This window comes from Bacillus cereus G9842, from assembly GCF_000021305.1.
In the GTDB taxonomy this organism is placed as follows: Bacteria; Bacillota; Bacilli; order Bacillales; family Bacillaceae_G; genus Bacillus_A; species Bacillus_A thuringiensis_S.
On record NC_011774.1, the window covers coordinates 48,632 to 72,213 of the forward strand.

Sequence of the window (23,582 nt, forward strand, 5' to 3'; positions counted from 1 at the left end):
AAATAAGTAAAAAAATGAGGAGAAACGATTATGAATAGAAGTTTAACGAAGATACAGAAGTATGATTTAGAAGATAGTTTAATCGAAATTATTGATGACATTATTAAGTTGATGGGTACCTATGATACAGTTTATGGACGCTTTACACATATTAATAGTGATTTGTTTGATACAAATACAAGAGCTGTTGTTGACGACTTGATTCAAGGTTATGAGAATGGTGGTATATTAACAATACAGCGTATTGAGAATATAAAACGAGATTTAGAATCAGCAATCTTGAAAGGCACCACAGAATCTGGGGATTATGATGAAAAATTCGAGTATGATGAGCAATATGGAAACATTATACGTCATACTACAACAGGCGATAAAGAAATGATAGTAGAGTATGCTTACCGAGATTTAGCGGTAGGTGAATTAAGTAAATCAGTTCAAACATTTGCAAATAATAAAGGTCAAAAAGTTACTGTAACAAAAACGTATTCTTATGATACTAAAGGCAATATCACAGGTATTAAAACTAGAACAGAGGTAGACGTAACGGCACCTGCAGATATAAAAGGGTTAGTTGGCAGCTCTCCATCTCAAGGAGTTGTAAATCTGGAGTGGGTGAACCCTACAGATGCTGACTTAGATAAGATTAATGTTTATATCGATAATATTAAGACGCCACTAGATACCACAAAACGTGCATCCATTGTATTGAATGGCATTTCAAATGGAGAACATACATTTACACTTAAAGCAGTAGATACAAGTAAAAATGAATCTGTTGGTACATCTATTACAGTGATTGTACTATAGGAGGGAATAAGATGGAGATTATTTCTTTCAGTAAAGCAAGTAAAGTTTTTCAGGATATTAAGCAGCTCAATGAGATGGTGGTAGGAGAGGGAGCGGAAGGTCGATTTAACTCTGTTGATGAAAGGTTAGATTGGATAGAAGCGCAAGCATCAAACCTACAAGTAAAAGAGGTATATGAAGTAGATTTAAATAAAGGTCAGTTTAATGATGCAGAGTTCAAAGACGGTAGCATTCAACTTCGCCAAATCGGACCACAAGCATTTGTAGGATCAGGAGTATGGGAGTCTGAAGTAGTAGACTTAGGAAGCGGTATGCAAAAAATAACAAACATCGAAATGAAAATTAAATAAGGAAGGGGTAATCATATGTCTTTTTTCTTTGGGTATGTAGATGTAAACAATGATATGTATGTAATTGCTGGTAATTCCTCCAGTGATACTTCGCATACATTTCCACAGAACCAATGGACAAAAGCTGCTTCAAATGTAAAGAGCGCCGTTATTAGTAATGAGGATTATAACAATGCCTGTGATGGATATATTGATATGTATAATAATTTATACATTTGGAGAGCAAGTAAAACGCCAATCCTGATTGATACAAATGTAAAACAGGCGGATTCATCTGAAGAAAGCAAATTAGTCTATGTTAAAAATGACAATACTCTTTGGATAGTAGATACAAGTGGGCCTTATAGAAGACAGATAGCATCAAATGTGGATTATGCTGTATCGGCAAATAATCAAATTGCATATAAATCGTTAGATGGACGAGGGTATTTCTCAACATATACAAGTTGGGGTTCAAGTCCAAATGCAGGATTTGTTGATATAGGAGCCGTGCAAGATGTTGCTGTAGCTGGTTCAAATGGCGGCAGCGGAAGATATATGTATATTGATACTATTGGAACTTTATATGGGAGTACATCACCAACCTCTAATTTTAGTAGAATTTCGTATGGTGTAAAGTCAGTTAGAAAATTAGGAAGTGGATCTATATATCTAACAGTTTCCAATGACTTATACAAGGACACAGAGTTAATTGCAAGAAACGTTATGGACTATTGGGATAACATAACTTACGGCGGAACTATATATGGTATTTTTTATACGACTATTGATAATCCCACTGTATTAAAAGCAGCAAAGTTTAGTGGGGTACCTCCAACTCCACCAACACCAATTAAAAAGCTAGGAAGTTCATATAATGATAACTTAGCTTATATAAGAATAGAAGTGAGTGCTTCTGATGATGGCATTACATTTGGTTCATATGCTTTCTTTGATCCCAGCAATCTTCCGCAAAAAAGATTCTTAAAGTTTCGGGTAATCCTTGATGGTGGTACACAAATGGGGGAAAAAAAGGTGTTTGAGTTTGACCAGGCGAACCCAGAAACCAAATTGGCATTAAATGAATTTGTCTCGTCTATTAATACCAATGTACAGGTGAGTGCTGTTTATAAAATAGATGGCATTAAGAATGATAATTACACAGATGGAGTGTTATTTGAAATACCAGTTGACCGAACAAAGTATAAGTCCATTGCAAAAATAGAAGTAGTATAGGCGATTCATTCTTTGAATGGTCGTCTTTCTTTATGAAAGGAGGAAGTGCTATGTCTAACTTTTTTGGATATGTTGATAACAAAAATGATATGTATGTAATCGCATCAGCAACAAATCGCTTAGGCCACAGTTTTCCAGTAGGTGTATGGACGAAGATTCCAGTAAAAGTGAAATACCCTATTATTACAAATGGATATGATTCATATAATAGTGTCGATGGATATATAGACTTTACAAATAATTTATATTTATGGCGAGATAAGCAAGAACCAGTTCTTGTAGATACAGATGTAAAACAGGCTTACGGCTCTAATAAAGGATATCTGTATTATGTAAAACGTGATAATACATTATGGCGTTGTAATTGTTCTTATACTGCAAGTACTATTTCAAAAACTCAAATTGCAAGTGATGCAAAATATGCGACAGCTTCCGGTTCTCAATATACCTATAGAACATTAGGCGGAACTGGATGTTATAATTCAAAAGTAATTGGGAAGGTAAAAGATATTATTGCATTAGGAAGTTACTCTGGTATTGGACATATGTATGCCTACATTGACATGTATGACAATTTATACGCAGAAGGAAACGGTAAATTAAAAGTTGCATCAAATGTGTTATCTATAAAAACTGGAGCAGACTTATTCCTTACATATATCACAAAATCAGGTGATTTATATTGTGGTCAGCCATCTAATATGTCTTTGGTTGCATCAAATGTAGATAAATACTGGTCAAATAAAACAGGAGCAGTTGGATTAAATGCGATTTTTTATACAACAACAGATCAGCCTTCTATATTAAAAGTGGCATCAGAATCTAGTGCTGAAAATTTTTATGCCACCGCTCGAACCACACCTACGCCAATTAAGATACTTGGAACGGACCATAATAAACCAAATGCGATTACAACAATATTTATAAAACAGCCAGATTCTAATAGCATAAATCTTCCAGGAAAATCTATATCATTAGAATGGAGCATATCTACTGATCTCGAAGAAGATGCTATCACATATGAAATTGAATTTTATAATGGTTCTACATGGGTAAGCATTGCAACGAAAATTACAGGTTCAACATATGACTGTATACTTCCAATTTGTAATACAAGTAATGCACAATTTAGAGTTCGAGCATTTGATAATGAAAATGATGCATCTCCATACACAATGAGTAATGTGTTTACAGTCGCCGCTCAACTTGCATTAGTGCGAGACGGAAATAATGTAAAAACATATAAGAATGGTATATGGAAAATTATTTAGAAAGGAGAAGATACTATGGCAACTTATACAGTAAATCAACCTGGTAGTCCAGTAGTAGCATTTCCAGCAAGCTTACAGCGTGGGGATGTATTGCTGATTAGTAATACTAGAACTGGACCCTCAGGAGATATAATATCATGGACTGTTCAAAATGATGGAGAGTATAAAATAGAGGCTTATGGAGCAGAAGGTGGAAATAGTGGTGGAAAAGGGGCAAAAGTACAAGGTAACTTTAATCTAAAAAAGGGGCAAGTAATAAAAATATTAATTGGGCAAATGGGAGGGGCATATACAAATTCTAAATATGGAACAGTAGGTGGTGGTGGTGGAACATTTTTAGCAGATTCACAAAATGCCCCTCTTATTATAGCCGGTGGCGGTGGTGGATTTAATAAATATCAAAATTATATTGCTGAAGCTAGACCTGGAACATCTTCTGTAGGGGATTCTTCAGGAGCTGGATTTATCAAAGAAGGGTATGGAGGGAATGGCGGAAGCGTTACAGGTGGATCGGGTGGTAGTGGATTCTATGGTGATGGAAATAGAAGTAGCTATGGATATGGAGGAAAGGCTTTTATTAATGGAGGAATTGGGGGCAATGGTTATAATGCCATTGATTATGGTGGATACGGAGGCGGAGGCGGTGGCGGTGGCGGATTTTCTGCTGGCGGTGGTGGTGGTGGATACACGGGTGGTGGCGGTGGCGGAAATGCGTCTGAGTATGCTGCAGGTGGTGGCGGTTCTTTTAATAAAGGAAACAATCAATCAACTGTATCGGGATATAATAGAGGTCATGGGAAAGTAGAAATTACATTTATCGGCTCTGCAAATGAGCCACCAACAAAGCCATCACTTACAAAGCAACCAATCTCTAATAGTATGAATCTATCCAATGAGATAATACCGTTAGGGTGGACTGCATCAACTGATCCAGAAGGAAATCCTATTACATATGAAATAGATTTCTATAATGGCTCTGCATGGGTAAGTATTGCAACAAAGATTACAGCTACAAAATACGATTGTATCCTTCCGTCAGTTACAACAGACAAAGCACAACTACGGATTCGTGCAACTGACAGTGAAAATGGTGCATCTGAATATGTGCTAAGTAATGTATTTATAGTAGCAAAGCAATTGTATGTAATTAAAGATGGAGACATAAATAAATCTTATAAAAACGGAAACTGGGAGTTTATTTAAAAAAGGAGGAAATTACATGGCAACACATATTGTTAATAACACATATTCTGGTGTTACTAATTACCCAGAAGCACTAACATTAAATGACACTCTTCATTTCAATCCAACGTCTACTGGTCGTTCAGGGACAATTATGAAGTGGATAGTCCCTATGAACGGAAAATATAAAATTACAGCAGCAGGTGCACAAGGGGGGAAGGGAACAAGCTATACAGCCTCACCAGGTAGCGGAGCAATTGTGTATGGTACTGTAGAATTAAGAAAAGGGGATGTTATTCATGTCCTAGTTGGACAGCAAGGAGGAGCTTATACTAATGGAGGTGGTGGCGGTGGTGGTAGTTTTGTTGCCAAAGGAGATACACTTTCTTCGGCTATCCCTCTAATTGTCGGTGGTGGTGGCGGTGGATCATCAGCTGAAAATGCTTCAAGAGCATACGGAACAAATGCAAGTACAGGACCAACCGGAACATCATCTACCAGTTCTTCCACTCCATATGGAGGTTCATCGGGACAAGGTGGTAAATCTATTCCTTCTAGTACGTATCCAGCTGGAGCAGGTGGTGGCTTTTATAGTGACGGACAATCTATTGAATATGCAACACAAAAAGTTGTAAGTTGGGATACACCTAATGGCTCAAACACCTATGCACAGGGAGGAAGAAGCTTTGCGCTCGGTGGAGCTGGTGGATATGCTGTAACTTATGCAAAAGGTGCTGACGGTGGATTTGGTGGTGGCGGTGGTAATGGTCACTATTCTGGTGGCGGTGGCGGTGGTTACTCCGGTGGTGCATGTGGTTACAACGATAGATATGGAGGTGGCGGTGGTGGCTCTTATGTATCTGGGGAAAATACATATGGAAGAATAGGAAATACCGGACATGGATATGTAACAATTCAACTTGTTGAATTAGGAAGTATGCCGCCAACAGTACCAACTAATCTAAAGATAACAGCAAGCACAAATAGTGTATACCTAACAGGTGAAACCATTACAGTATCATGGGATGCATCTACGGATCCGGAGGGGGATGCAATTACATACGATGTAGATTTCTACAACGGTTCTTCTTGGGTGTCGGTTGCATCAAAGATAACAGATGTATCAGTAGAATATACACTTCCCGATGGATTAAATATTACAAATGCGAAAATAAGAGTAAGAGCAGTAGATAATAATACGGTTGCATCTGCATATCAGGAGAGTGCTGCCTTTACTGTGCGAAAACAATTATTACTTATTCAAGATGGTGATATAATAAAAACATATAAAAATAATACATGGCAAACCATATAAGGAGGAATGAATATGCCTACAGTAGATGAATTTAAGCAACATGGTATGACAGATTTGAGTGTAATTCCTGAATCAGCATGGAATCAATTAGAATCAGACAATATTAAAATACTAGTGCTCACAAAAGATACAAGTATTAATAGTGCGTCTGTAAATGTAACTGCTATACCAAAGCGACAATTGATTATGCAAGAAACAGATATGATATTTGAGAAGCCTATTAAATCCTTTACATTAACGGGAACTGTACAAAATGAAAGTGTCCTCAAGATTATTGCATCTAATGACAGTGGAACAACATGGAAAGCATTTAATGGTGTATCTTGGCATCCTGTTGATATAAACGACCTAGATGATGTAAAGTCAAAAGGGATGGATATTGCTACATTTAATGGTATTACACAAGTAGCATGGAAGCCCTTTTTATCTGAAATGAAGTTGCGTTTAGCATATTATTTAGATTTACATGCAGTTACAGATACATTATTAATTGATAAATTAGCATATGAGACAGTGCCAGTTGTAAGCAACTCACCAAAATTACATAGCATCAAAATTGAAACAAACAGCTTAACGATTGAGGGACGTTTAAAAGAACTAGAACGAATCAATGCAATTAATATAGCGAAACTCAATTTCAAAAGTAATGCATTACTTAAATCAGAAAAATATAAGATGCATGACATGGTAATAGATACATGTGAATCTGATAATATGAAAAATATTGCTTCTTCAGGTGCAGGAGAAACAAAGCAAGAAGTTGCATTTTCTAATACAACGGAATTAGGCTCAGGTAAGGTATCTGAATTAAGTCTTGCATCGATAACAAATATAAAGAAAATAGAGGTGAAATAAATGCCACGTATTGATTTTAATGACAAGGAAATATCTGATGATAACTTGCAAACAATAGGCATAGCAAAATCATCACCACCTTGGAGTACAAGCAGTAGTTATAATCCATCTTCATTAAATGATGGGAACAAAAGTAATTCTGATGCTTCTTTTTGGTTTGAAAGAGGAACCACTTCTGCTTGGATGGGAATTGTGTTTGATTTTCCTGTTCTTATTACAAAAATTAAACCATATGGATTGCCTGATGAGGGTCTTGGGAAGGAGGATTTTATTACCTATGTCGAATACCGTGATATAGAAACAAATCAATGGAAGCGAGTAGAAAACAACAATGAGGACAAAGTTAGAATGATTTATGGTCCTATTGACTGTTGGATATTTTGTAATGGTATTCGCTATTACTTTAAAGATAACGGGGGAATTAGCATTGGGTCAGGAAGTGGCCAAGTTAGATTTACTGAACTTGGAATAACAGGGTTCAAGATTAATAATATTGATTCTAAATTCGCAGATGTATCAAATGATCCAGTCGGATTATATAATGACGTGAAAATACCTAATATCCAAATGTTTCTCATTCAATCTGAAAATATAATCAAAAAAATTAATAGCACATGGGAAGATGTAGGCACAGAACCAGTCACATACGAAATGTTTAAAGACCATGGTATGTTTTCATTAAATAGCATTACAGAGGAACAATGGAAAGCACTCCCGAGTAATTCTAAGATATTAGCTTATACAGAAACTGAAAAACAATTTACAGCAAGCATGTCACAGCATTATCTCTATAATTCAGAAGATAAATTATATCGTGGAACTGGTATGATAGAGACGGATACAGAAGAGTTACCTACATATCGCAAAACACTTGTCATAGCGGCAGATCATCAAGAATGTACATTCCAATATTCTTTAGATAACGGAAGTACTTGGAATGCCTTTCAATCAGGGGATGTAATAGATGTCTCAGCACAATCTGGTAAGCTGTTTAAAATTCGTATTAATCTACCAACAGATTTAGCAACCTTAACAGCAATCGCTTATGCATGGGCTTAACAACAAGAAAGGAGTGAAACAATGGATATCGTCAGTTATTCTAAAGCAATGCAAGGAAGAAAAAATCTAGACTCACTGAATAGGCGTCTAGGTGTAGGTGACTACAAAAATGGAGACAAAGATATAAAAGGAACTTTTGCTACTGTTAAAACTCGTCTAGATGAATTAGAAAAGAAAAGACAAGGATTAATTGATAAAGTAAAGGTTGTTTCAACTCAAGAAGGTAGCATCACTAATGATGTTTGGACTTCTAATGTAATTCATTTAGGGGAAGATGCATTGGATTTAAAAGCATTAAAAGTTACAGGATCATTAATATCGAAAAGTGGAAACTTAGCAGAAGGCGGTAAGGCTTCTGCTAGTTCATTTAGAAACACTGGAAACAGTTATGTTCCCGCTAATGCGTTTGATGGAATGAAAAATGAAGGAGTAGGATGGCAATCATCTGAGAGCGCAACCTTTCCACATTGGATTATGTATGAGTGGGAAGCTGTGACAAAGATAGTAAATAAGTATAAAATCAGATCTCGAAAGAATTTGCAGTATGTGAATCAATCACCAAAGAGCTGGGTGTTCAGAGGTCTACCGTTAGGTTCTAATGAATGGGTTGATCTTGATACACGAGTAAATCAAGTGAACTGGGGAGAGTATGAAGAAAGAGAATACGCTTTTGAAAATAATTCAGGATACAGGGCCTATGCACTAGTTGTTTCGGAAACAAATGGATTCCAAGAGGGCGGAGTCTTTCCTGTGAATATTGATGAATTGGAGTTTTATTTTGGCAATAATGTGCCAGCGGAATTGCCAAGAGACAAAGTAAAAGTATCTGTGAAAACAACAGATGATTTTATTGATGTAGGAAATAGTTTTGAAATAGTAAGTAAGTTTTCAAAGAACTTACAAATACAAGTAACTGTTCTTGATGAAGCGTATAAGTTTAATAATGTGGCAATCTCTTATCAGAATCGTCCATTGCCTAATCGTGTATCAGACTTAGAAACGAGTATCCATGTAAATCTCAATAAACATAATTTAAGAGTAAATTCTCTTTTAGATAAAAAACGCTATAACATGAAAGATATGATTATAGATGATTTTGGTGATAGCTCTGGCATTGATTTAATAAATTCAAAGAATGTTCTTCATGATCAACAAAATCATAAAGTAACACCAAAGGACAAGACGCAAGCAGCTATTTTGATTACAGCCGTTGAGTCTGTAGAGACTATTCCTACATTATTTTTATTATCGTCAGTTACTGAAGATAATGGAGAATCCAGTTTAGAATATTATGTATCTCGTAACAATGAATCATGGATGAGAATTGAGAAAGATAAGCTTGTTAGTTTAGATAAACTCCCAGAGGGTAAAGAACTGCTTGTTAAGGTCGTTCTAAAAAACGGAAAAGAGCTTCATGCAATTTCATACTCATGGTTATAGAAAGGATGGTGCTAAATGGATACTATTAGTTATGGTATTGCGAATAAAACCAAGGATGCAGAATCCAGCTTACGTAATCAAACATTATTTTCTGGTGTAGAAGGTAATTTTATAAACGTAAAAGAGCGTATTGATAACCTGGAAAGATATCTAGAAGGGTTATCATTACGAGCAAATCAACTCATTGTTCATGATGCAGTCAACATTATGAAGGCACATGCTAAATTAAATAGTATTGCAAAAACACTAAAATACAATATGAAAAATATGATGTTTGATGATCTATTAGATGTAAGTGGAATTGATACTGAAAAGAGTAAAGGTTATATTCATAATTCTGAGAAGGGCTCATTAATAACAACTGAAGAATGTGTTATTGAAACAACTACTGAAGAGTTAGAGAGTATTCCTTCTAAACTTATTTTAATTGCCAATGTGAAAGTAACACCTGTATCTTCAGATGAAAACTTAATCCCTAAAATGACTTCCAATACAACTCCTTCTGGAGAAGCGTTTGCAAGTAATACAAATCAAGGAGAAAAAGGAAATGTTTCTGCTTATGAAGCGTTCGATAGAGACTCTGAAACAAGATGGGGAGGGAACACTTTAACAGGACCTAATCCTAGTTGGATTGGATATAGATTTCCTAATCCAACTTTAGTAGATAAATATATTGTGGAAGGTTCTAGTGTAGCAGATTCTTATCATATTGAAGATTGGGAGTTTCAAGGAAGTATGGATGGCATCAATTATACAACTCTCCATAGTGTCTCAGATGCTACGTTTATAAAGCAGGAAAGAAAAAACTATACCTTTTTAAATAAAGAATTCTACCTATATTATAGAATTCTTATAAAAAAAGCTGTTGATATGACTATCCCAAGTCTCACAGGAATAGAAATGATGGGCGCAATCACCAATGAAAATGCTGATAGAATAAATTATTATATTTCTCGTGATAACGGTGAAACTTGGATAGGCATTTCACCTGAGGAACTTTTCATATTTGATGATAAGATTCATCCAAAAGAAAAGAAATTAAAATTAAAGATAGAATTACCTGTTAATGTAGAGTTACAAGATTATTCACTAACATGGATATAAAACAAAAGAAAGATTTAATATGGATAGAGAACGTATTTCATTTGTATGAGATGATGTAAGGAGAGAAGAGAATCTAAAATTTGGGATAAATGAAGAATTTATCAATATATAAAGATCATTTTGATTTATCTTTAAACAATTGGATTTCATGTGAAATCCATAAAAATTCAGTAAAAATAAAAGAGGAGGCACGATTATGAATAGAATTTCAACAAAGATACAAAAGTATGATTTAGAAGATAGTTTAATCGAAATTATTGATGACATTATTAAATTAAAAGGGATATATGATACGGTTTATGATCGTTTTATACACATTAATAGTGATTTGTTTGATACAAATACAAAAGCTGTTATTGATGACTTGATTCGAGGTTATGAGAATGGTGGTATATTAACAATACAGCGCATTGAGAATCTAAAACGAGATTTAGAATCTGCAATTTTGAAAGGCACTACAGACTCTGGAAACTATGATGAAAAATTTGAGTATGATGAGCAATATGGAAATATTATACGTCATACTACAACAGGCGATAAAGAAATGATAGTAGAGTATTCTTATCGAGATTTAGCATCGGGTGAGCTAAGTAAATCAGTTCAAACATTTGCAAATAATAAAGGACAAAAAGTTACTGTAACAAAAACGTATTCTTATGATCCTAAAGGAAATATCACAGGTATTAAAACTAGAACAGAGGTGGACGTAACGGCACCTGCAGATATAAAAGGGTTAGTTGGTAGTTCTCCATCTCAAGGCGTTGTAAATCTGGAGTGGGTGAATTCTACAGATGCTGACTTAGATAAGATTAATGTTTATATAGATAATATTAAGACGCCACTAGATACCACAAAACGTGCATCCATTGTATTGAATGGCATTTCAAATGGAGAACATACATTTACACTTAAATCAGTGGATACAAGTAAAAATGAATCTGTTGGTACATCTGTTACAGTGATTGTGCTATAGGAGGGGATACAATGGAGATTATTTCTTTCAGTAAGGCAAGTAAAGTGGCTCAGGAAATTAAACAGCTTAATGAAATGATAGTAGGAAAGGGAGCAGAAGGTCGATTTGACTCTGTTGATGAGAGGTTAGATTGGATAGAAGCTCAAATATCTAACTTACAAGTTAAAGAGCTTTATGATGTTGATTTAACCAAGGGCATGTTTGATGATGCGGAATTTAAAGAAGGAAATATTCAGCTTCGACAAATTGGATCACAAGCATTTGTAGGTTCTGGTACATGGGAATCAGAAGGCGTTGACTTAGGAAGCGGCATGCAAAAAGTAACAGGAATAGAAATTAAATTTGGGTAAGAAAGGAGAAACAATATGTCTTTTTTCTTTGGATATGTAGATGTAAATAATGATTTATATGTGACTACTGATCAAAGTACAGCACATATGTCACATGGATTTCCAGTTGGTAAATGGACAAAAGCAGCTTCTAATGTAAAAACTGCTGTCATTAGTAATGAGGACTATGACTATGCTTGTGATGGCTATATTGATATGAATGGCAATCTATATGCTTGGAGAACGAGCATGACACCAACCCTTGTTGATACGAATGTAAAGCAAGCGGACTCTTCTGAAGGAGGAAGATTAGCATATGTAAAAAATGATAACACTCTTTGGATGGTGGCAACGGATAGTTCGTTCCAAAAAGGGCAAATAGCAACAAATGTGGACTACGTTGTATATGCCAATTTTCAATTAGCATATCGGTCACTAGATGGCAATGGATACTTTACAACTAGATCATCTCCCATGGATTTTAGTAAAAGCTTTTATTCTGTTGGAGCTGTAAAAAGCATAGCAGCAGGTGGAGCGAATAGTGGTCAAGCTAGATTTTTTTATGTAGGTAATAACGGAGATTTGTATGCGAACCCTGCTGGTAGTACATCGTATTCATTTACAAAAATAGCTTCAAATGTAATGGCAGTTAAGAAGGCAGGATACTCAGATTATTTTTATATAACAAATGATAATACTTTGTATGCTGTGAGTACTTCTAATACACATACTGTAATTGCCAGAAATGTTGCAGATTGGTGGTCAAACTTAGGTTACTCTAGTGGCTTGCTCGCTGTATTTTATACACTTCTTGATAGCCCTACAGTATTAAGAACATTAAACGAAGGAAGTAGTTTTCAAGCATACGCAAGAACAACACCAACTCCAATCAAGAAGATGGGAAGCTCATATGGAGCACTATCTTATACACGGGTGGAAATAAGCACTTCTGACGATGGTGTTACGTTTAGTCAATATATTGCATTTAATCCAAGTTTTCTTCCGCAAAAAAGATTCTTAAAGTTCCGTGCAATTATTGATGGAGGAACACAAACGGGAGAGCGCAAGGTATTTGAATTCGACCAAACAAGCCCTGCAACCAAACTCGTTCTAAATGAGTTCTTATCTACTGCTAGTTCAGACGTAAAGGTAAATGGCATTCATAAAATAGATGGCATCCAGAATGATACCTTCACAGATGGCAAACTATTTGAAGTGCCGATTGACCGAACAAAGTATAAATCCATTACCAAAATAGAAGTAGTATAGGCGATTCATTCTTTGAATGGTCGCCTTTCTTTATGAAAGGAGAAGTGCAAGTGCCTTCATTATTAGTACCAAGATCAGAAGGTAACTGGGGTGCTGCTTACGATGTATTGGTAACACCTAAAACAAACATCATCATGAATAAGGTGTATGTTCAAACGTATAACGGAGGATATGGAGGAATTGTATATCGGCTTCGAATTGCCGACGAATCAACAGGACAAATTGTTTATGATATTTCAAGTACAGAAGAAACAGCAGATAACAATCGTGTAAGTATTAGTCCTAATATATGGAAAGATTTTCAGGATGTGAAAATGCTTTCAGGAAAAACATATAGGCTAAGTCTTACGACAATAACACAAGACTCTTCTAATTATGATAATGGTACACACGGAAGCAGAGATCCATTTAATGGAGCATCAAACGAGCATCTAGAAATTAAATCAGCTAGTCGAAAGTATGGGAGAAGCGCACTTCAGTTTCCAGAATGGAAGTTTGATTACACATTAGATGAGCCTAAAGGAATAAGAGTAAGGAGTACAACTGCTTCTGCAAAAGGTATTAAGACAATCGCCAAACCTACAGGAACACAAGAAGGAGATGTCCTAGTTTTATATGTCAATCATTATAATGATGCCATTATTGATTCTAATGATGGATTTATAAAAACAAATACTAGTGAATTTTCTACTATGTTGTATAAAGTAGCAACAAAGTATGAACCGGAAGAGTATCCGATACGTATCGCAACAGCCCAATTAAGTTGGATTGAGATGTCATTGATGTCTGTTGCAGATGCTAAAGTTGTAAACTATGGCATGGTTGATAAAAGTGGATCTTCTTTTCCTCCTGTTACTACAACTAGGGTTAATAGTAGGTTTGCTGTTATTGCAGCTAGTTCTCTTAATGACGGAAGCAGTGCATTACTTCCTCTTACAGAACGTTACGGAAAAATGTGTTCATCAATAGTTCCTGTAAATACAAATGTAACAATATATAGAAATAGCTGGGACTCACGAACAAAGTTTATTATCTTAGATGAAAATATTAAAAGGGAGAATAAGATAAAGCACATTGGCACTACAGCTCCTGCTACTAGCTATAGTGGAATAAATTATATAACTTCTTGGCCTGTTCCACGTGGCATCCAGGTAGGGGATTTAATTGTTGTCATGGCACAATCAACAGGGTCTATTTCGAACTCTGCAATTATAAGTCCATCTGGTTATACTAAAGTTGCAGAAGCGACAAGTAATGGTTCAATGGGATCATCTCTTTTTTATAAGATTGCAACGAAAGAAGATATTGATTCAACGGTATCAGTTGATACCCCAAGATCACCAACAGGATTAGGATTTGGTTCCATCAATGTATATCGAAATGGTAAGTTTCTTACTGGTGGTGTTGAAAAGACAATTGGGTTTTCTACTCCTATCCCAAGTCCACAAGAAGAGGTCGTATTATTACAGCAAGTTAGAAATAATTATGAAAACCCACGAGTTGGCTTTACTCGAATTGCAGAGCATAAATATGGTGCTACAACTATGCATAAGTATTTCTATAATGTAAACAATACAGTTCCTAGCTCAATAGATGGAGATTACCCAGAGTATGGTGTCCCTTTCACTGTAATTGGATATAGTGAAGGAAATGAGCCACCAACTAAGCCAGAGCTATTTGTAAAACAGCCGACCGTAAACAGTATGAATCTCTCAGGGGAATCAGTACAACTAGAATGGACAGTATCAACTGACAAAGAAGGAGATTCTATCTCATATGAGGTGGAACTATATAATGGCTCCGATTGGGTTTCAGTGGAATCTAGTGTAACAGTAAATTCTTATGCTACTATTCTTCCAAGTTTAGATACAGACAAAGCACAGTTTCGGGTAAGAGCAAAAGACAATAAAGGAGGAAAATCAGATTACACATTGGGAAATGTGTTTACAATCGCAACTCGTCTTTTATTAGTGCAAGATAATAACATAGTAAAGTCATATAAAGATGGAGTGTGGAAAGCCATTCAGTAAGGAGGATAAACAATATGCCATATATTAAAACTATTAATAAAGGTGGAAATGGAAATAGAGGCGTTATGTTTTCTGTTACAGCAAATAAAGATATTTTTGTGACAGGATTTTCAACCTACTTCAGAATTAGAGGAGTTGCTTATGTTGATATTTATGTGCGGGACGGAGGATACGCAAACGGAGCAGGTGGATGGGTTAAAATAGTATCTAATGTTCCAACGAATGTTATTGATAACAATAAAGTATATACTGAGATACCAGCCAAATTGAAAGTTAAGATTAAATCAGGAGAGACAAAAGGTTTTGCATTGGTTAATCCATCTGGCAGTAATATAGCATATTCAGATGGAGACACTAGCTTTTCTAATGATGATGTCACTCTTATAAATGGAGCAGGTTTTTCTACATTAAGTAGTGGATTTAGTGAACGAAGGATATTTAATGGTCGTGTCGATTATGAGTTAGATAATGACCCACCAACACAGCCAGGAGAAATCACAGGGATACAAGAGACATTATATTTAACAAGTGAAAGTATACAACTTGATTGGGGTGCTTCTACGAGTCAAATCGGGGCTCCCATCACTTACGATATTGATATCTATGATGGCAGTGCATGGCTATCAGTAGCAACCAGTGTATCAGATATATCAATTTCAGTTATAATTCCACGTCATATTAATACAGATAATGCAAAGATAAGAGTGCAAGCCAAAGATACAGTCGGAAATAAATCACCATATAAAGAAAGCCAAGACTTTTCTATATACGATAAGATGTTGCTCATACGAGATAGGGAAACAGTGAAATCGTACAAGAATGGGATATGGAAAACTATTTAGAAATGAGAAGATATTATGGCAACTTATACAGTAAATCAACCTGGTAGTTCAGTAGCAACATTTCCAGCAAGCTTAAAGCGTGGAGATAAAATGATTCTTAATAACACTAGCACTGGAAGGTTCGGAGTTATATGTCAATGGAAAGTACCCTATGATGGACTATATACAATTGAAGCATGGGGGGCAAAGGGTGGCGGGTCATTTGGGGGGAAAGGCGCAAGAATGAAAGGAGACTTCAACTTGCAAGCCAATCAAATAATTAACCTCGCTGTTGGTCAAGAAGGGATATTTACTCATAATGGATTGGATTTTGAAGGTGGAGGTGGCGGAGGTTCATTCATTGTAAGAGAAAATATTCCTCTTCTAATTGCTGGCGGAGGTGGTGGACAGTCATCATACTCTAGCAATCAAAATATTCGTGGTAGTGACGGCTCAAAAGAAAAATTACCGCCTAGTATTGGTGGAGGTAAACCATCAAAAGGAGAGGGCCTTGGAGGAAGTCATGGTGGAGGAACTGGAGGTGCAGGCGGGTCAGGTTTTTACTCAAACGGTTACAATGATGGTGGACATGGAACTTACTATGGTGCAGGTGGATATACATATTCTCAAGGCTTATTTGGAGGAGAAGGATATTCAGGTGCGAGTGGTAGCTTTGGTGGTGGAGGTGGAATTGGAGGTACAGCTGGTGGTGGGGGTGGAGGCTATACAGGTGGTCACGGCGCAGGGAACGCTTCTGCTTTTTCCGCACAAGGTGCAGGTTCATTTAATACAGGAATCAATCAAGATAACGAATCTGGTGTGCAAGGTAGTCATGGGCGAATTGAAATTACATTTATCGGCTCTGCAAATGAGCCACCAACAAAGCCATCACTTACAAAGCAACCAATCTCTAAGAGTATGAATCTGTCTAATGAGATTGTTCCATTAGAATGGACTGCATCAACTGATCCAGAGGGGAATTCTATTGCATATGAAATGGATTTCTATAACGGTACAGCATGGATAAGTATTGCAAAAAATATTATAGATACAAATTATGATTGTATCCTTCCATCAGTTACAACAGATAAAGCACAACTACGGATTCGTGCAAATGACAGTGAAAATGGCGCATCTGAATATGTGCTAAGTAATATATTCTCAGTAGCAAAGCAATTGTATGTAATTAAAGATGGAAATATAAATAAGTCTTATAAAAATGGAAACTGGGAGTTTATTTAAAAAGGAGGAAGCTACATGGCAACACATGTTATTAATAACACGTATTCTGGTGCTACTAATTACCCAGAAACACTAAATTTAAATGATACTCTTCATTTTAACCCAACGAACATTGGTCGGTCAGGGACAATTATGAAATGGATAGTTCCTATGAGTGGGAAATATCAGATTACAGCAGCAGGTGCACAAGGTGGGAAAACATCAAATTCAAGCCTTACCGCAAGGGGGGGGATATGGTGCAATTGCTAGTGGGAAAATTGAACTAAAACAAGATGACGTAATTCAAGTATTAGTAGGACAGCAAGGTATGGGCTATCCACAAGGTGGTGGTGGCGGTGGTGGTGGTTCAAATAATAATTCCAGCGGCTATGGAAGCGATGGGAGCGTATCCACTTCAGGGACATCATCTTACGGTTCTATGACTCCATATGGAGGTTCATCAGGGCAAGGTGGGAAATCGGTTCCTTCTGGACATTATCCGGCTGGATCAGGCGGTGGCTTTTATAGTGACGGACAATCTGTTGAATATGCAACACAGACAGTTGTAAGCTTGGGGGAAAGCGGATGGAAAAAATAGCATTGTACAAGGTGGGCAAGCTTTTATTAGTGGCGGACTAGGTGGCTATGCATGTTCTGACGCAAGTGTAGGTGGATTTGGCGGCGGTGGTTACTCTGGATTTGGCGGCGGTTACAATGATGGATATGGAGGTGGCGGCGGCGGTTCCTATATATCCGGGGAAAACACATCTGTAACAACGGGAAAATCTGGTGATGGATATGTTAAAATTCAACTTGTTGAATTAGGAAGTATGCCACCAACAGTGCCAACAAATCTAAAAGTAACAGCAAGTACAAATAGTGTATACCTAACAGGTGAAACCATTACAGTATCATGGGATGCATCTACGGATCCAGAGGAGGAGGCAATTACATACGATGTAGATTTCTACAACGAATCTTCTTGGGTGCCTATTGCTTCAAAGACAACAGATGTATCAGTAGAATATAAACTTCCCGATGGATTAAATATTACAAATGCTAAAATAAGAGTCAGAGCAGTAGATAATAATACAGCTACATCTGCATATCAGGAGAGTTCAGCCTTTACTGTGCGAAAACAATTGTTACTTGTTGAAGATGGAGAAGTCATAAGAGTTTATCAAGATGGGGCTTGGATAAGTATTTAAAAAAGGTGGGTAGTAGTATGGCACAAGTATGGACATTTAATTATACAGGAGCAGAGCAAACATTCACTCCGCCTGTTAGTGGAGTATACAAGATTGAAGTTCAAGGCGCACAAGGTGGAAATTCTTCTTCTGGGGGATTAGGTGGATTAGGCGCTTTGGTTTCAGGAGATTTTACACTAGAAGGTGGCAAACCTATTTATGTAATGGTAGGTGGACAAGGAAAAAAAGTAGAAAATGGAAGTGTTGCAGGCGGATGGAATGGTGGGGGCTCAATTGTAAATACAAGTGGAAGTGCCGCTTCAGGTGGTGGATCATCTGATATAAGAATTGGTGGAATGACTTTAGATAAACGAACAATTGTAGCTGCTGGAGGTGGCGGGGGTGGATACGAAAGAACAAAAGGAGGAGGTGGCGGGACCAAATACGGCGAAGCAGGTGAATCCTGGAATACTACCTGGTATGGTGGTGCTGGTGCTGGACCTGTATATGGTGGTGCTGCTTCTAATACAACTACCGCAGTTACTGCTACTTCTGGAACAATTGGTCAAGGTGGAAAGGGAATAGGCTACTCTGGCGGGGGAGGTGGCGGGGGAGGTGGATACTTTGGCGGTGGTGGTTCAATTATTTCAGGTGGAGGAGGTGGAAGTAGTTATAATTTAGGGTCAAATCAATTAGGACAAAATAGCTATCGAGCAGGAAATGGGTTTGTTACTATCACACTAAAATCAGAACCTAGTCTTCTCTTGATACAAGATGGTGATATAATAAAAACATATGAAAATAACACATGGCAAAATATTGAAGGAGGAATGAATATGCCTACAGTAGATGAATTTAAGCAACATGGTATGACAGATTTGAGTGTAATTCCTGAATCATCATGGAATCAATTAGAATCAGATAATATTAAAATACTAGTTCTTACAAGAGATACAAACATTAACAGTGCGTCTGTAAATGTAACTGCTATACCAAAGCGACAATTAATTATGCAAGAAACAGATATGATATTTGAGAAGCCTATTAAGTCCTTTACATTAACGGGAACTGTACAAAATGAAAGTGTCCTCAAGATTATTGCATCTAATGACAGTGGCACAACATGGACAGCATTTAATGGTGTATCTTGGCATCCTGTTGATATAAGTGATTTAGATGATGTAAAATCAAAGGGTATGGATATTGCTACATTTAATAACGTTAGACAGGAAGCATGGAAGCCTTTTTTATCTGGAATGAAGTTACGATTAGCATATTATTTAGACTTACATGCAGTTACGGACACATTATTAATTGATAAATTAGCATATGAGACGGTGCCAGTTGTAAGCAACTCACCTAAATTACATAGCATCAAGATTGAAACAAATAGCTTAACAATTGAGGGGCGTTTAAAAGAGCTAGAACGAATCAATGCAATTAATATGGCAAAACTCAATTTTAAAAGTAATGCATTACTTAAATCAGAAAAATATAAAATGCATGACATGGTAATAGATACATGTGAATCTGATAGTATGAAAATTATTGCTTCTTCAGGTGCGGGAGAAACAAAGCAAGAAGTTGCGTTTTCTAATACAGTAGAATTAGGATCAGGTAAGGTATCTGAATTAAGTCTTGCATCATTTACAAATATAAAGACAGTAGAGGTGAAATAGATGCCAGATTTATGGTCAGCAACTACGAGTATTTCAAGCGATAGCGCAAAAACATGGAGGGGATCTTCATTTAAGGCATTAAAGGATTTCAATATTGGAGAATTATATCTAAGGACAGAAACTCCTTCTTCTTGGGATAAAGCGTCATTATGGGAAGTAGAAGAAAGCACAGGAAAAATACTATCTAAACTAGTAGAAGCAACTCCATCAGCAAGAAATTCTCAGACATATATTAATGCAAATGGCGTGGAAATTAAAAAAGGAAAAGTGTATTTAATTGTGTTTAGGTCATCAAGTGAAGATGCTAAATTTTATTTTACAGAAAACGAAAATCCGATTACAAATGAATTGTATCAGGCAATGACTTCTCTTGGTGGAACAAGTGGTGCGAATTACGGGTCAGGAAAAGAGCCGGCAATTGGAGCAAGTGCCACGGGAAATAGATTTATGGTTGGCGTCGGTTTTACTATTGGGAAGCCAAGAAAGTATTTTGAAATGTGTCCAGATGCAAATGCAATATGGGGAAATAGTATGAGTACAATAGCAAACTATATCAGTGTAAAACAAGATGTAGTAGTCACAGCTATGGAGTGGCTTGTTCATCCAGCAACAATTAACTCTTCTAATACTGGAACAGCAAAGATATGGGATGGAAATGGCTTACTTGCAAAAGGGCAAACAACTGTCACAGACAAAAAAGGAACATGGGTGAGAAGTGAATTCACCTCGCCAGTAGCTTTAGAAAAAGGAAAATCATACTATGTTGGTTTTTCTGCAACAGCACTAAGTGAAAAAGAAAATCCTGTCGCAAGGGATATTTATAGTAATGATGGGTCACTTCCAATAAGTGTGAAATCATTCAATTACAGGGTGCCAAGTGGCAGCGATGGTGATGTTGATATAAGACCAAGCATATCTATTCAATATGAGTTTGCAATTCGTATGTATGTGGAGGTAAATAATACAAGATTCCTCATTGAATCAGATGGAATGATTAAAAAGTTATCTGATTCATGGATAGATGTTGGACCTGCACCTGTAACAGATCAAGTGTTTAAAGACCATGGCATGGTGTCATTGAATGGCATTACAGCGGAGCAGTGGCAAGCATTACCTAAAAATTCTAAGATACTTGCTTATTCAGAAGATGATAAGGTATTTAAAGCATCTATATCACGTGGAATTCTTTATAATTCAGAAGATAAATTATATCGTGGAACTGGTATGATAGAGACGAATACAGAAGAGTTACCTGCATATCGCAAAACACTGGTCATAACAGCAGATCATCAAGAGTGCATATTCCAATATTCTTTAGATAACGGAAGTACTTGGAATGCCGTTCAATCAGGGGATGTAATAGATGTCTCAAAACAATCTGGTAAGCAATTTAAAATCCGCATTAATTTGCCAACAGATTCAGCAATCTTAACAGCAATCTCTTATGCATGGGCCTAATGGAAAGAAAGGAGTGAAACAATTGGATATCGTAAGTTATTCTAAAGCAATGCAAGGAAGGAAAAATCTAGATTCACTGAATAAGCGCCTAGGTGTAGGTGACTACAAAAATGGAGACAAAGATGTAAAAGGTACTTTTGCTACTGTTAAAGCTCGTCTAGATGAATTAGAAAAGAAACGACAAGGATTGATAGATAAAGAAATTATCATTGACACAAAAGATGATTTTGCAAAGGGAACTTTTATTGGACTAAATGCAGATACAGGTGTGCTTTCATTAAATAAAACAGAAAGCGGCGGAGAGTCTAACGTTAATTTAATTCCAGTTATGACAAGTAATACAGCACCAAGTGGAGTAGTAAGTGCAAGTGCAGAATCACTTTCAAACGGGCCTGCATATCGAGCATTCAATGGTACCACGAATTCTTGGGAAGACAGATGGTTTGTAGAAGACTTTGTATCAGACACATGGTTACAATATAAATATGATAGCCCAGTAGTAGTTACATCATATGAAATACACCCTGTCTTTGGTGACAATGGATTAGAAGAAACTAGAGCACCAAGAGATTTTAAATTCCATGGAAGCAATGATGGAGAGACATGGAATATGATAGGACTAGAAGCTGCCATATCAGGATGGAAAGCAGGAAATCCCAAAAGATTTTTCACGCAAAATAGAACAGCTTATCAATATTATAGATTAACAGTTCTTGCTAACAATGGAGATAAATCATTAGAGATCGGTGAATTAAAAATGCTTGGCCCTTCATTAGAATACACTAATCAAGGAGAATGGATATCCCAAGAGATTGATTTAGGAAATGACTTCTTAGAGCTATCAGCTATTGAAGTTGTAGGGACAGGAAATATTAAAGTTTCAACTAAGACTAATAGTGATTCTGATTTTATAGAATTGGATGGGAAGAATATTAAGTCAAGGAATGGAAAGAAACTGAAATTAAAAGTGCAGTTTAAAAATGGAGAAGTTCTTCCAACTATTGATTCTATTAAAATTAAATACAAAATCCGCCCATTGCCTAATCGTGTATCAGACTTAGAAACGAGTATCCATATAAATCTCAATAAGCATAATTTAAGAGTAAATTCTCTTTTGGATAAAAAACGCTATAACATGAAAGATATGATTATAGATGATTTTGGTGATAACTCAGGTATTGACGTTGAAAAATCTGAGAATATTACATACGATAAAAAGAAGCATAAGGTGAAGCAAAGTAATGCTCAACAACCAGCTACATTTATTACAGTAAGCGAGCAATTAGATATGATGCCAAAACTATTTCTATTGTCAGGGATATCCGGAAAAGCAACGAGAGAAAGTGGATGGATAAAATATCCTGAAGCCCCTCTGACTTCCAATACATCTAATAGTTTAAATGTTATTTGGGAGACATCTATAACTAACTTCAAAGGAACACAGCCTTGGCAGGTGTTTGATGGGAATGAAGAACTTAGTGCAACTCATGCACATTACTATTACAACTGGCGCAACTACTATGTGGGATTAGATTTTAAAGATAGTCCAAAACATATTGAGAAGGTATATATATCTTCCGTTAGTCTTGTAGAATTTCAAGTTATCTGTTCCAATGATAAAACAAATTGGAAAATTGCTTACTCTGGAAATCATGGTGCAATTGAAGTAAATGGAAGCCCAACTGCGACACCGAAAGAATATGAGTTTGATAGCATTGGTTCCTATCGATACTGGGCTATTCGGACAATTACCAGTGTTCCTAATAATTGGCATGGTACTATGAATGAACTTGCATTCTTTGAAAATAAAGATCAAGACATTATGACACAAGATCCCTCTAAATCGGAAGGATTAGAATATTATGTGTCCCGAAATAACGGAGAAGATTGGATGAGAATTGAAAAAGATAAGCTGGTTAGTTTAGATAAACTCCCAGAGGGTAAAGAGTTAGTTGTTAAAGTCGTTCTGAAAAGCGGGGAAGAACTTCACGCTATTTCATACTCATGGCTATAGAAA

The 23,582-nt window shown here is 36.4% G+C and carries 22 protein-coding genes; all 22 read left to right on the top strand.

Annotated features, from left to right (window positions below; genetic code table 11):
• Positions 1–30: 30 nt before the first annotated feature.
• The 22 genes from BCG9842_RS28600 to BCG9842_RS29000 all read left to right on the top strand — a co-directional run bounded on the left by BCG9842_RS28600 (position 31) and on the right by BCG9842_RS29000 (position 23,579).
• A complete protein-coding gene (locus BCG9842_RS28600) occupies positions 31–807 on the top strand; it encodes a hypothetical protein (protein WP_012614833.1) in 777 nt (258 codons plus the stop codon).
• An 11-nt stretch (positions 808–818) separates the two neighbouring features.
• Positions 819–1,157, top strand: coding sequence for a hypothetical protein (locus tag BCG9842_RS28605; RefSeq protein WP_000402864.1), 339 nt, complete (start codon positions 819–821; stop codon positions 1,155–1,157).
• Positions 1,158–1,172: 15 nt separating this feature from the next.
• Positions 1,173–2,372 (top strand): hypothetical protein, encoded by a 1,200-nt coding sequence (locus BCG9842_RS28610; RefSeq protein WP_000007493.1) that lies wholly within the window; start codon positions 1,173–1,175, stop codon positions 2,370–2,372.
• Positions 2,373–2,422: 50 nt separating this feature from the next.
• On the top strand, positions 2,423–3,643 hold the full coding sequence (locus BCG9842_RS31505; RefSeq protein WP_000064434.1) for a hypothetical protein: 1,221 nt from the start codon (positions 2,423–2,425) through the stop codon (positions 3,641–3,643).
• Positions 3,644–3,658: 15 nt separating this feature from the next.
• Positions 3,659–4,846, top strand: a complete 1,188-nt coding sequence (locus BCG9842_RS28620; protein ID WP_000257264.1) for a glycine-rich protein — start codon at positions 3,659–3,661, stop codon at positions 4,844–4,846.
• A gap of 16 nt (positions 4,847–4,862) precedes the next feature.
• The gene (locus tag BCG9842_RS28625; protein WP_012614837.1) at positions 4,863–6,140 is read left to right on the top strand and encodes a fibronectin type III domain-containing protein; all 1,278 of its coding nucleotides are present in this window, start codon (positions 4,863–4,865) and stop codon (positions 6,138–6,140) included.
• Positions 6,141–6,152: 12 nt separating this feature from the next.
• Positions 6,153–6,995, top strand: coding sequence for a hypothetical protein (locus BCG9842_RS28630; RefSeq protein ID WP_001143448.1), 843 nt, complete (start codon positions 6,153–6,155; stop codon positions 6,993–6,995).
• Entirely contained in the window at positions 6,996–8,054 is a 1,059-nt protein-coding gene (locus BCG9842_RS28635) for a hypothetical protein (protein ID WP_001137311.1), read from the top strand. It begins immediately after the preceding gene.
• A 21-nt stretch (positions 8,055–8,075) separates the two neighbouring features.
• Entirely contained in the window at positions 8,076–9,494 is a 1,419-nt protein-coding gene (locus BCG9842_RS28640; protein WP_000355890.1) for a hypothetical protein, read from the top strand.
• Positions 9,495–9,509: 15 nt separating this feature from the next.
• A complete protein-coding gene (locus BCG9842_RS28645) occupies positions 9,510–10,598 on the top strand; it encodes a discoidin domain-containing protein (protein ID WP_000379771.1) in 1,089 nt (362 codons plus the stop codon).
• Between the two features lie 196 nt (positions 10,599–10,794).
• Positions 10,795–11,571 (top strand): hypothetical protein, encoded by a 777-nt coding sequence (locus BCG9842_RS28650; RefSeq protein WP_001080011.1) that lies wholly within the window; start codon positions 10,795–10,797, stop codon positions 11,569–11,571.
• A gap of 11 nt (positions 11,572–11,582) precedes the next feature.
• Positions 11,583–11,921 (top strand): hypothetical protein, encoded by a 339-nt coding sequence (locus BCG9842_RS28655; protein WP_000402863.1) that lies wholly within the window; start codon positions 11,583–11,585, stop codon positions 11,919–11,921.
• Positions 11,922–11,936: 15 nt separating this feature from the next.
• Complete coding sequence (locus BCG9842_RS28660) at positions 11,937–13,169, top strand: hypothetical protein (protein ID WP_000007492.1); 1,233 nt, start codon at positions 11,937–11,939, stop codon at positions 13,167–13,169.
• Between the two features lie 50 nt (positions 13,170–13,219).
• Positions 13,220–15,199, top strand: a complete 1,980-nt coding sequence (locus tag BCG9842_RS28995) for a fibronectin type III domain-containing protein (protein ID WP_001139565.1) — start codon at positions 13,220–13,222, stop codon at positions 15,197–15,199.
• Positions 15,200–15,213: 14 nt separating this feature from the next.
• The gene (locus BCG9842_RS28670; RefSeq protein WP_001146349.1) at positions 15,214–16,041 is read left to right on the top strand and encodes a hypothetical protein; all 828 of its coding nucleotides are present in this window, start codon (positions 15,214–15,216) and stop codon (positions 16,039–16,041) included.
• 15 nt (positions 16,042–16,056) lie between these two features.
• Entirely contained in the window at positions 16,057–17,262 is a 1,206-nt protein-coding gene (locus BCG9842_RS31125) for a hypothetical protein (protein ID WP_000257265.1), read from the top strand.
• A gap of 15 nt (positions 17,263–17,277) precedes the next feature.
• Positions 17,278–17,511 (top strand): hypothetical protein, encoded by a 234-nt coding sequence (locus BCG9842_RS31750; protein WP_012614827.1) that lies wholly within the window; start codon positions 17,278–17,280, stop codon positions 17,509–17,511.
• Complete coding sequence (locus tag BCG9842_RS31755; protein WP_041488205.1) at positions 17,453–17,839, top strand: hypothetical protein; 387 nt, start codon at positions 17,453–17,455, stop codon at positions 17,837–17,839. Before BCG9842_RS31750 ends, BCG9842_RS31755 begins: the two co-directional genes overlap by 59 nt.
• A 232-nt stretch (positions 17,840–18,071) precedes the next feature.
• On the top strand, positions 18,072–18,449 hold the full coding sequence (locus BCG9842_RS31760; RefSeq protein ID WP_001135335.1) for a hypothetical protein: 378 nt from the start codon (positions 18,072–18,074) through the stop codon (positions 18,447–18,449).
• A gap of 17 nt (positions 18,450–18,466) precedes the next feature.
• Positions 18,467–20,107 (top strand): glycine-rich protein, encoded by a 1,641-nt coding sequence (locus BCG9842_RS30765; protein ID WP_000090002.1) that lies wholly within the window; start codon positions 18,467–18,469, stop codon positions 20,105–20,107.
• Positions 20,108–21,565: a hypothetical protein gene (locus BCG9842_RS31765; RefSeq protein ID WP_001113123.1), complete on the top strand. Its 1,458-nt coding sequence runs from the start codon at positions 20,108–20,110 to the stop codon at positions 21,563–21,565.
• Between the two features lie 13 nt (positions 21,566–21,578).
• Positions 21,579–23,579, top strand: coding sequence for a discoidin domain-containing protein (locus tag BCG9842_RS29000; RefSeq protein ID WP_396132110.1), 2,001 nt, complete (start codon positions 21,579–21,581; stop codon positions 23,577–23,579).
• Positions 23,580–23,582 lie beyond the last annotated feature (3 nt).

Coding starts and splice junctions, on each gene's coding strand:
- BCG9842_RS28600 (WP_012614833.1), top strand. CDS start 31: ATGAATAGAAGTTTAACGAAGATACAGAAGTATGATTTAGAAGATAGT.
- BCG9842_RS28605 (WP_000402864.1), top strand. CDS start 819: ATGGAGATTATTTCTTTCAGTAAAGCAAGTAAAGTTTTTCAGGATATT.
- BCG9842_RS28610 (WP_000007493.1), top strand. CDS start 1,173: ATGTCTTTTTTCTTTGGGTATGTAGATGTAAACAATGATATGTATGTA.
- BCG9842_RS31505 (WP_000064434.1), top strand. CDS start 2,423: ATGTCTAACTTTTTTGGATATGTTGATAACAAAAATGATATGTATGTA.
- BCG9842_RS28620 (WP_000257264.1), top strand. CDS start 3,659: ATGGCAACTTATACAGTAAATCAACCTGGTAGTCCAGTAGTAGCATTT.
- BCG9842_RS28625 (WP_012614837.1), top strand. CDS start 4,863: ATGGCAACACATATTGTTAATAACACATATTCTGGTGTTACTAATTAC.
- BCG9842_RS28630 (WP_001143448.1), top strand. CDS start 6,153: ATGCCTACAGTAGATGAATTTAAGCAACATGGTATGACAGATTTGAGT.
- BCG9842_RS28635 (WP_001137311.1), top strand. CDS start 6,996: ATGCCACGTATTGATTTTAATGACAAGGAAATATCTGATGATAACTTG.
- BCG9842_RS28640 (WP_000355890.1), top strand. CDS start 8,076: ATGGATATCGTCAGTTATTCTAAAGCAATGCAAGGAAGAAAAAATCTA.
- BCG9842_RS28645 (WP_000379771.1), top strand. CDS start 9,510: ATGGATACTATTAGTTATGGTATTGCGAATAAAACCAAGGATGCAGAA.
- BCG9842_RS28650 (WP_001080011.1), top strand. CDS start 10,795: ATGAATAGAATTTCAACAAAGATACAAAAGTATGATTTAGAAGATAGT.
- BCG9842_RS28655 (WP_000402863.1), top strand. CDS start 11,583: ATGGAGATTATTTCTTTCAGTAAGGCAAGTAAAGTGGCTCAGGAAATT.
- BCG9842_RS28660 (WP_000007492.1), top strand. CDS start 11,937: ATGTCTTTTTTCTTTGGATATGTAGATGTAAATAATGATTTATATGTG.
- BCG9842_RS28670 (WP_001146349.1), top strand. CDS start 15,214: ATGCCATATATTAAAACTATTAATAAAGGTGGAAATGGAAATAGAGGC.
- BCG9842_RS31125 (WP_000257265.1), top strand. CDS start 16,057: ATGGCAACTTATACAGTAAATCAACCTGGTAGTTCAGTAGCAACATTT.
- BCG9842_RS31750 (WP_012614827.1), top strand. CDS start 17,278: ATGGCAACACATGTTATTAATAACACGTATTCTGGTGCTACTAATTAC.
- BCG9842_RS31760 (WP_001135335.1), top strand. CDS start 18,072: ATGCCACCAACAGTGCCAACAAATCTAAAAGTAACAGCAAGTACAAAT.
- BCG9842_RS30765 (WP_000090002.1), top strand. CDS start 18,467: ATGGCACAAGTATGGACATTTAATTATACAGGAGCAGAGCAAACATTC.
- BCG9842_RS31765 (WP_001113123.1), top strand. CDS start 20,108: ATGCCAGATTTATGGTCAGCAACTACGAGTATTTCAAGCGATAGCGCA.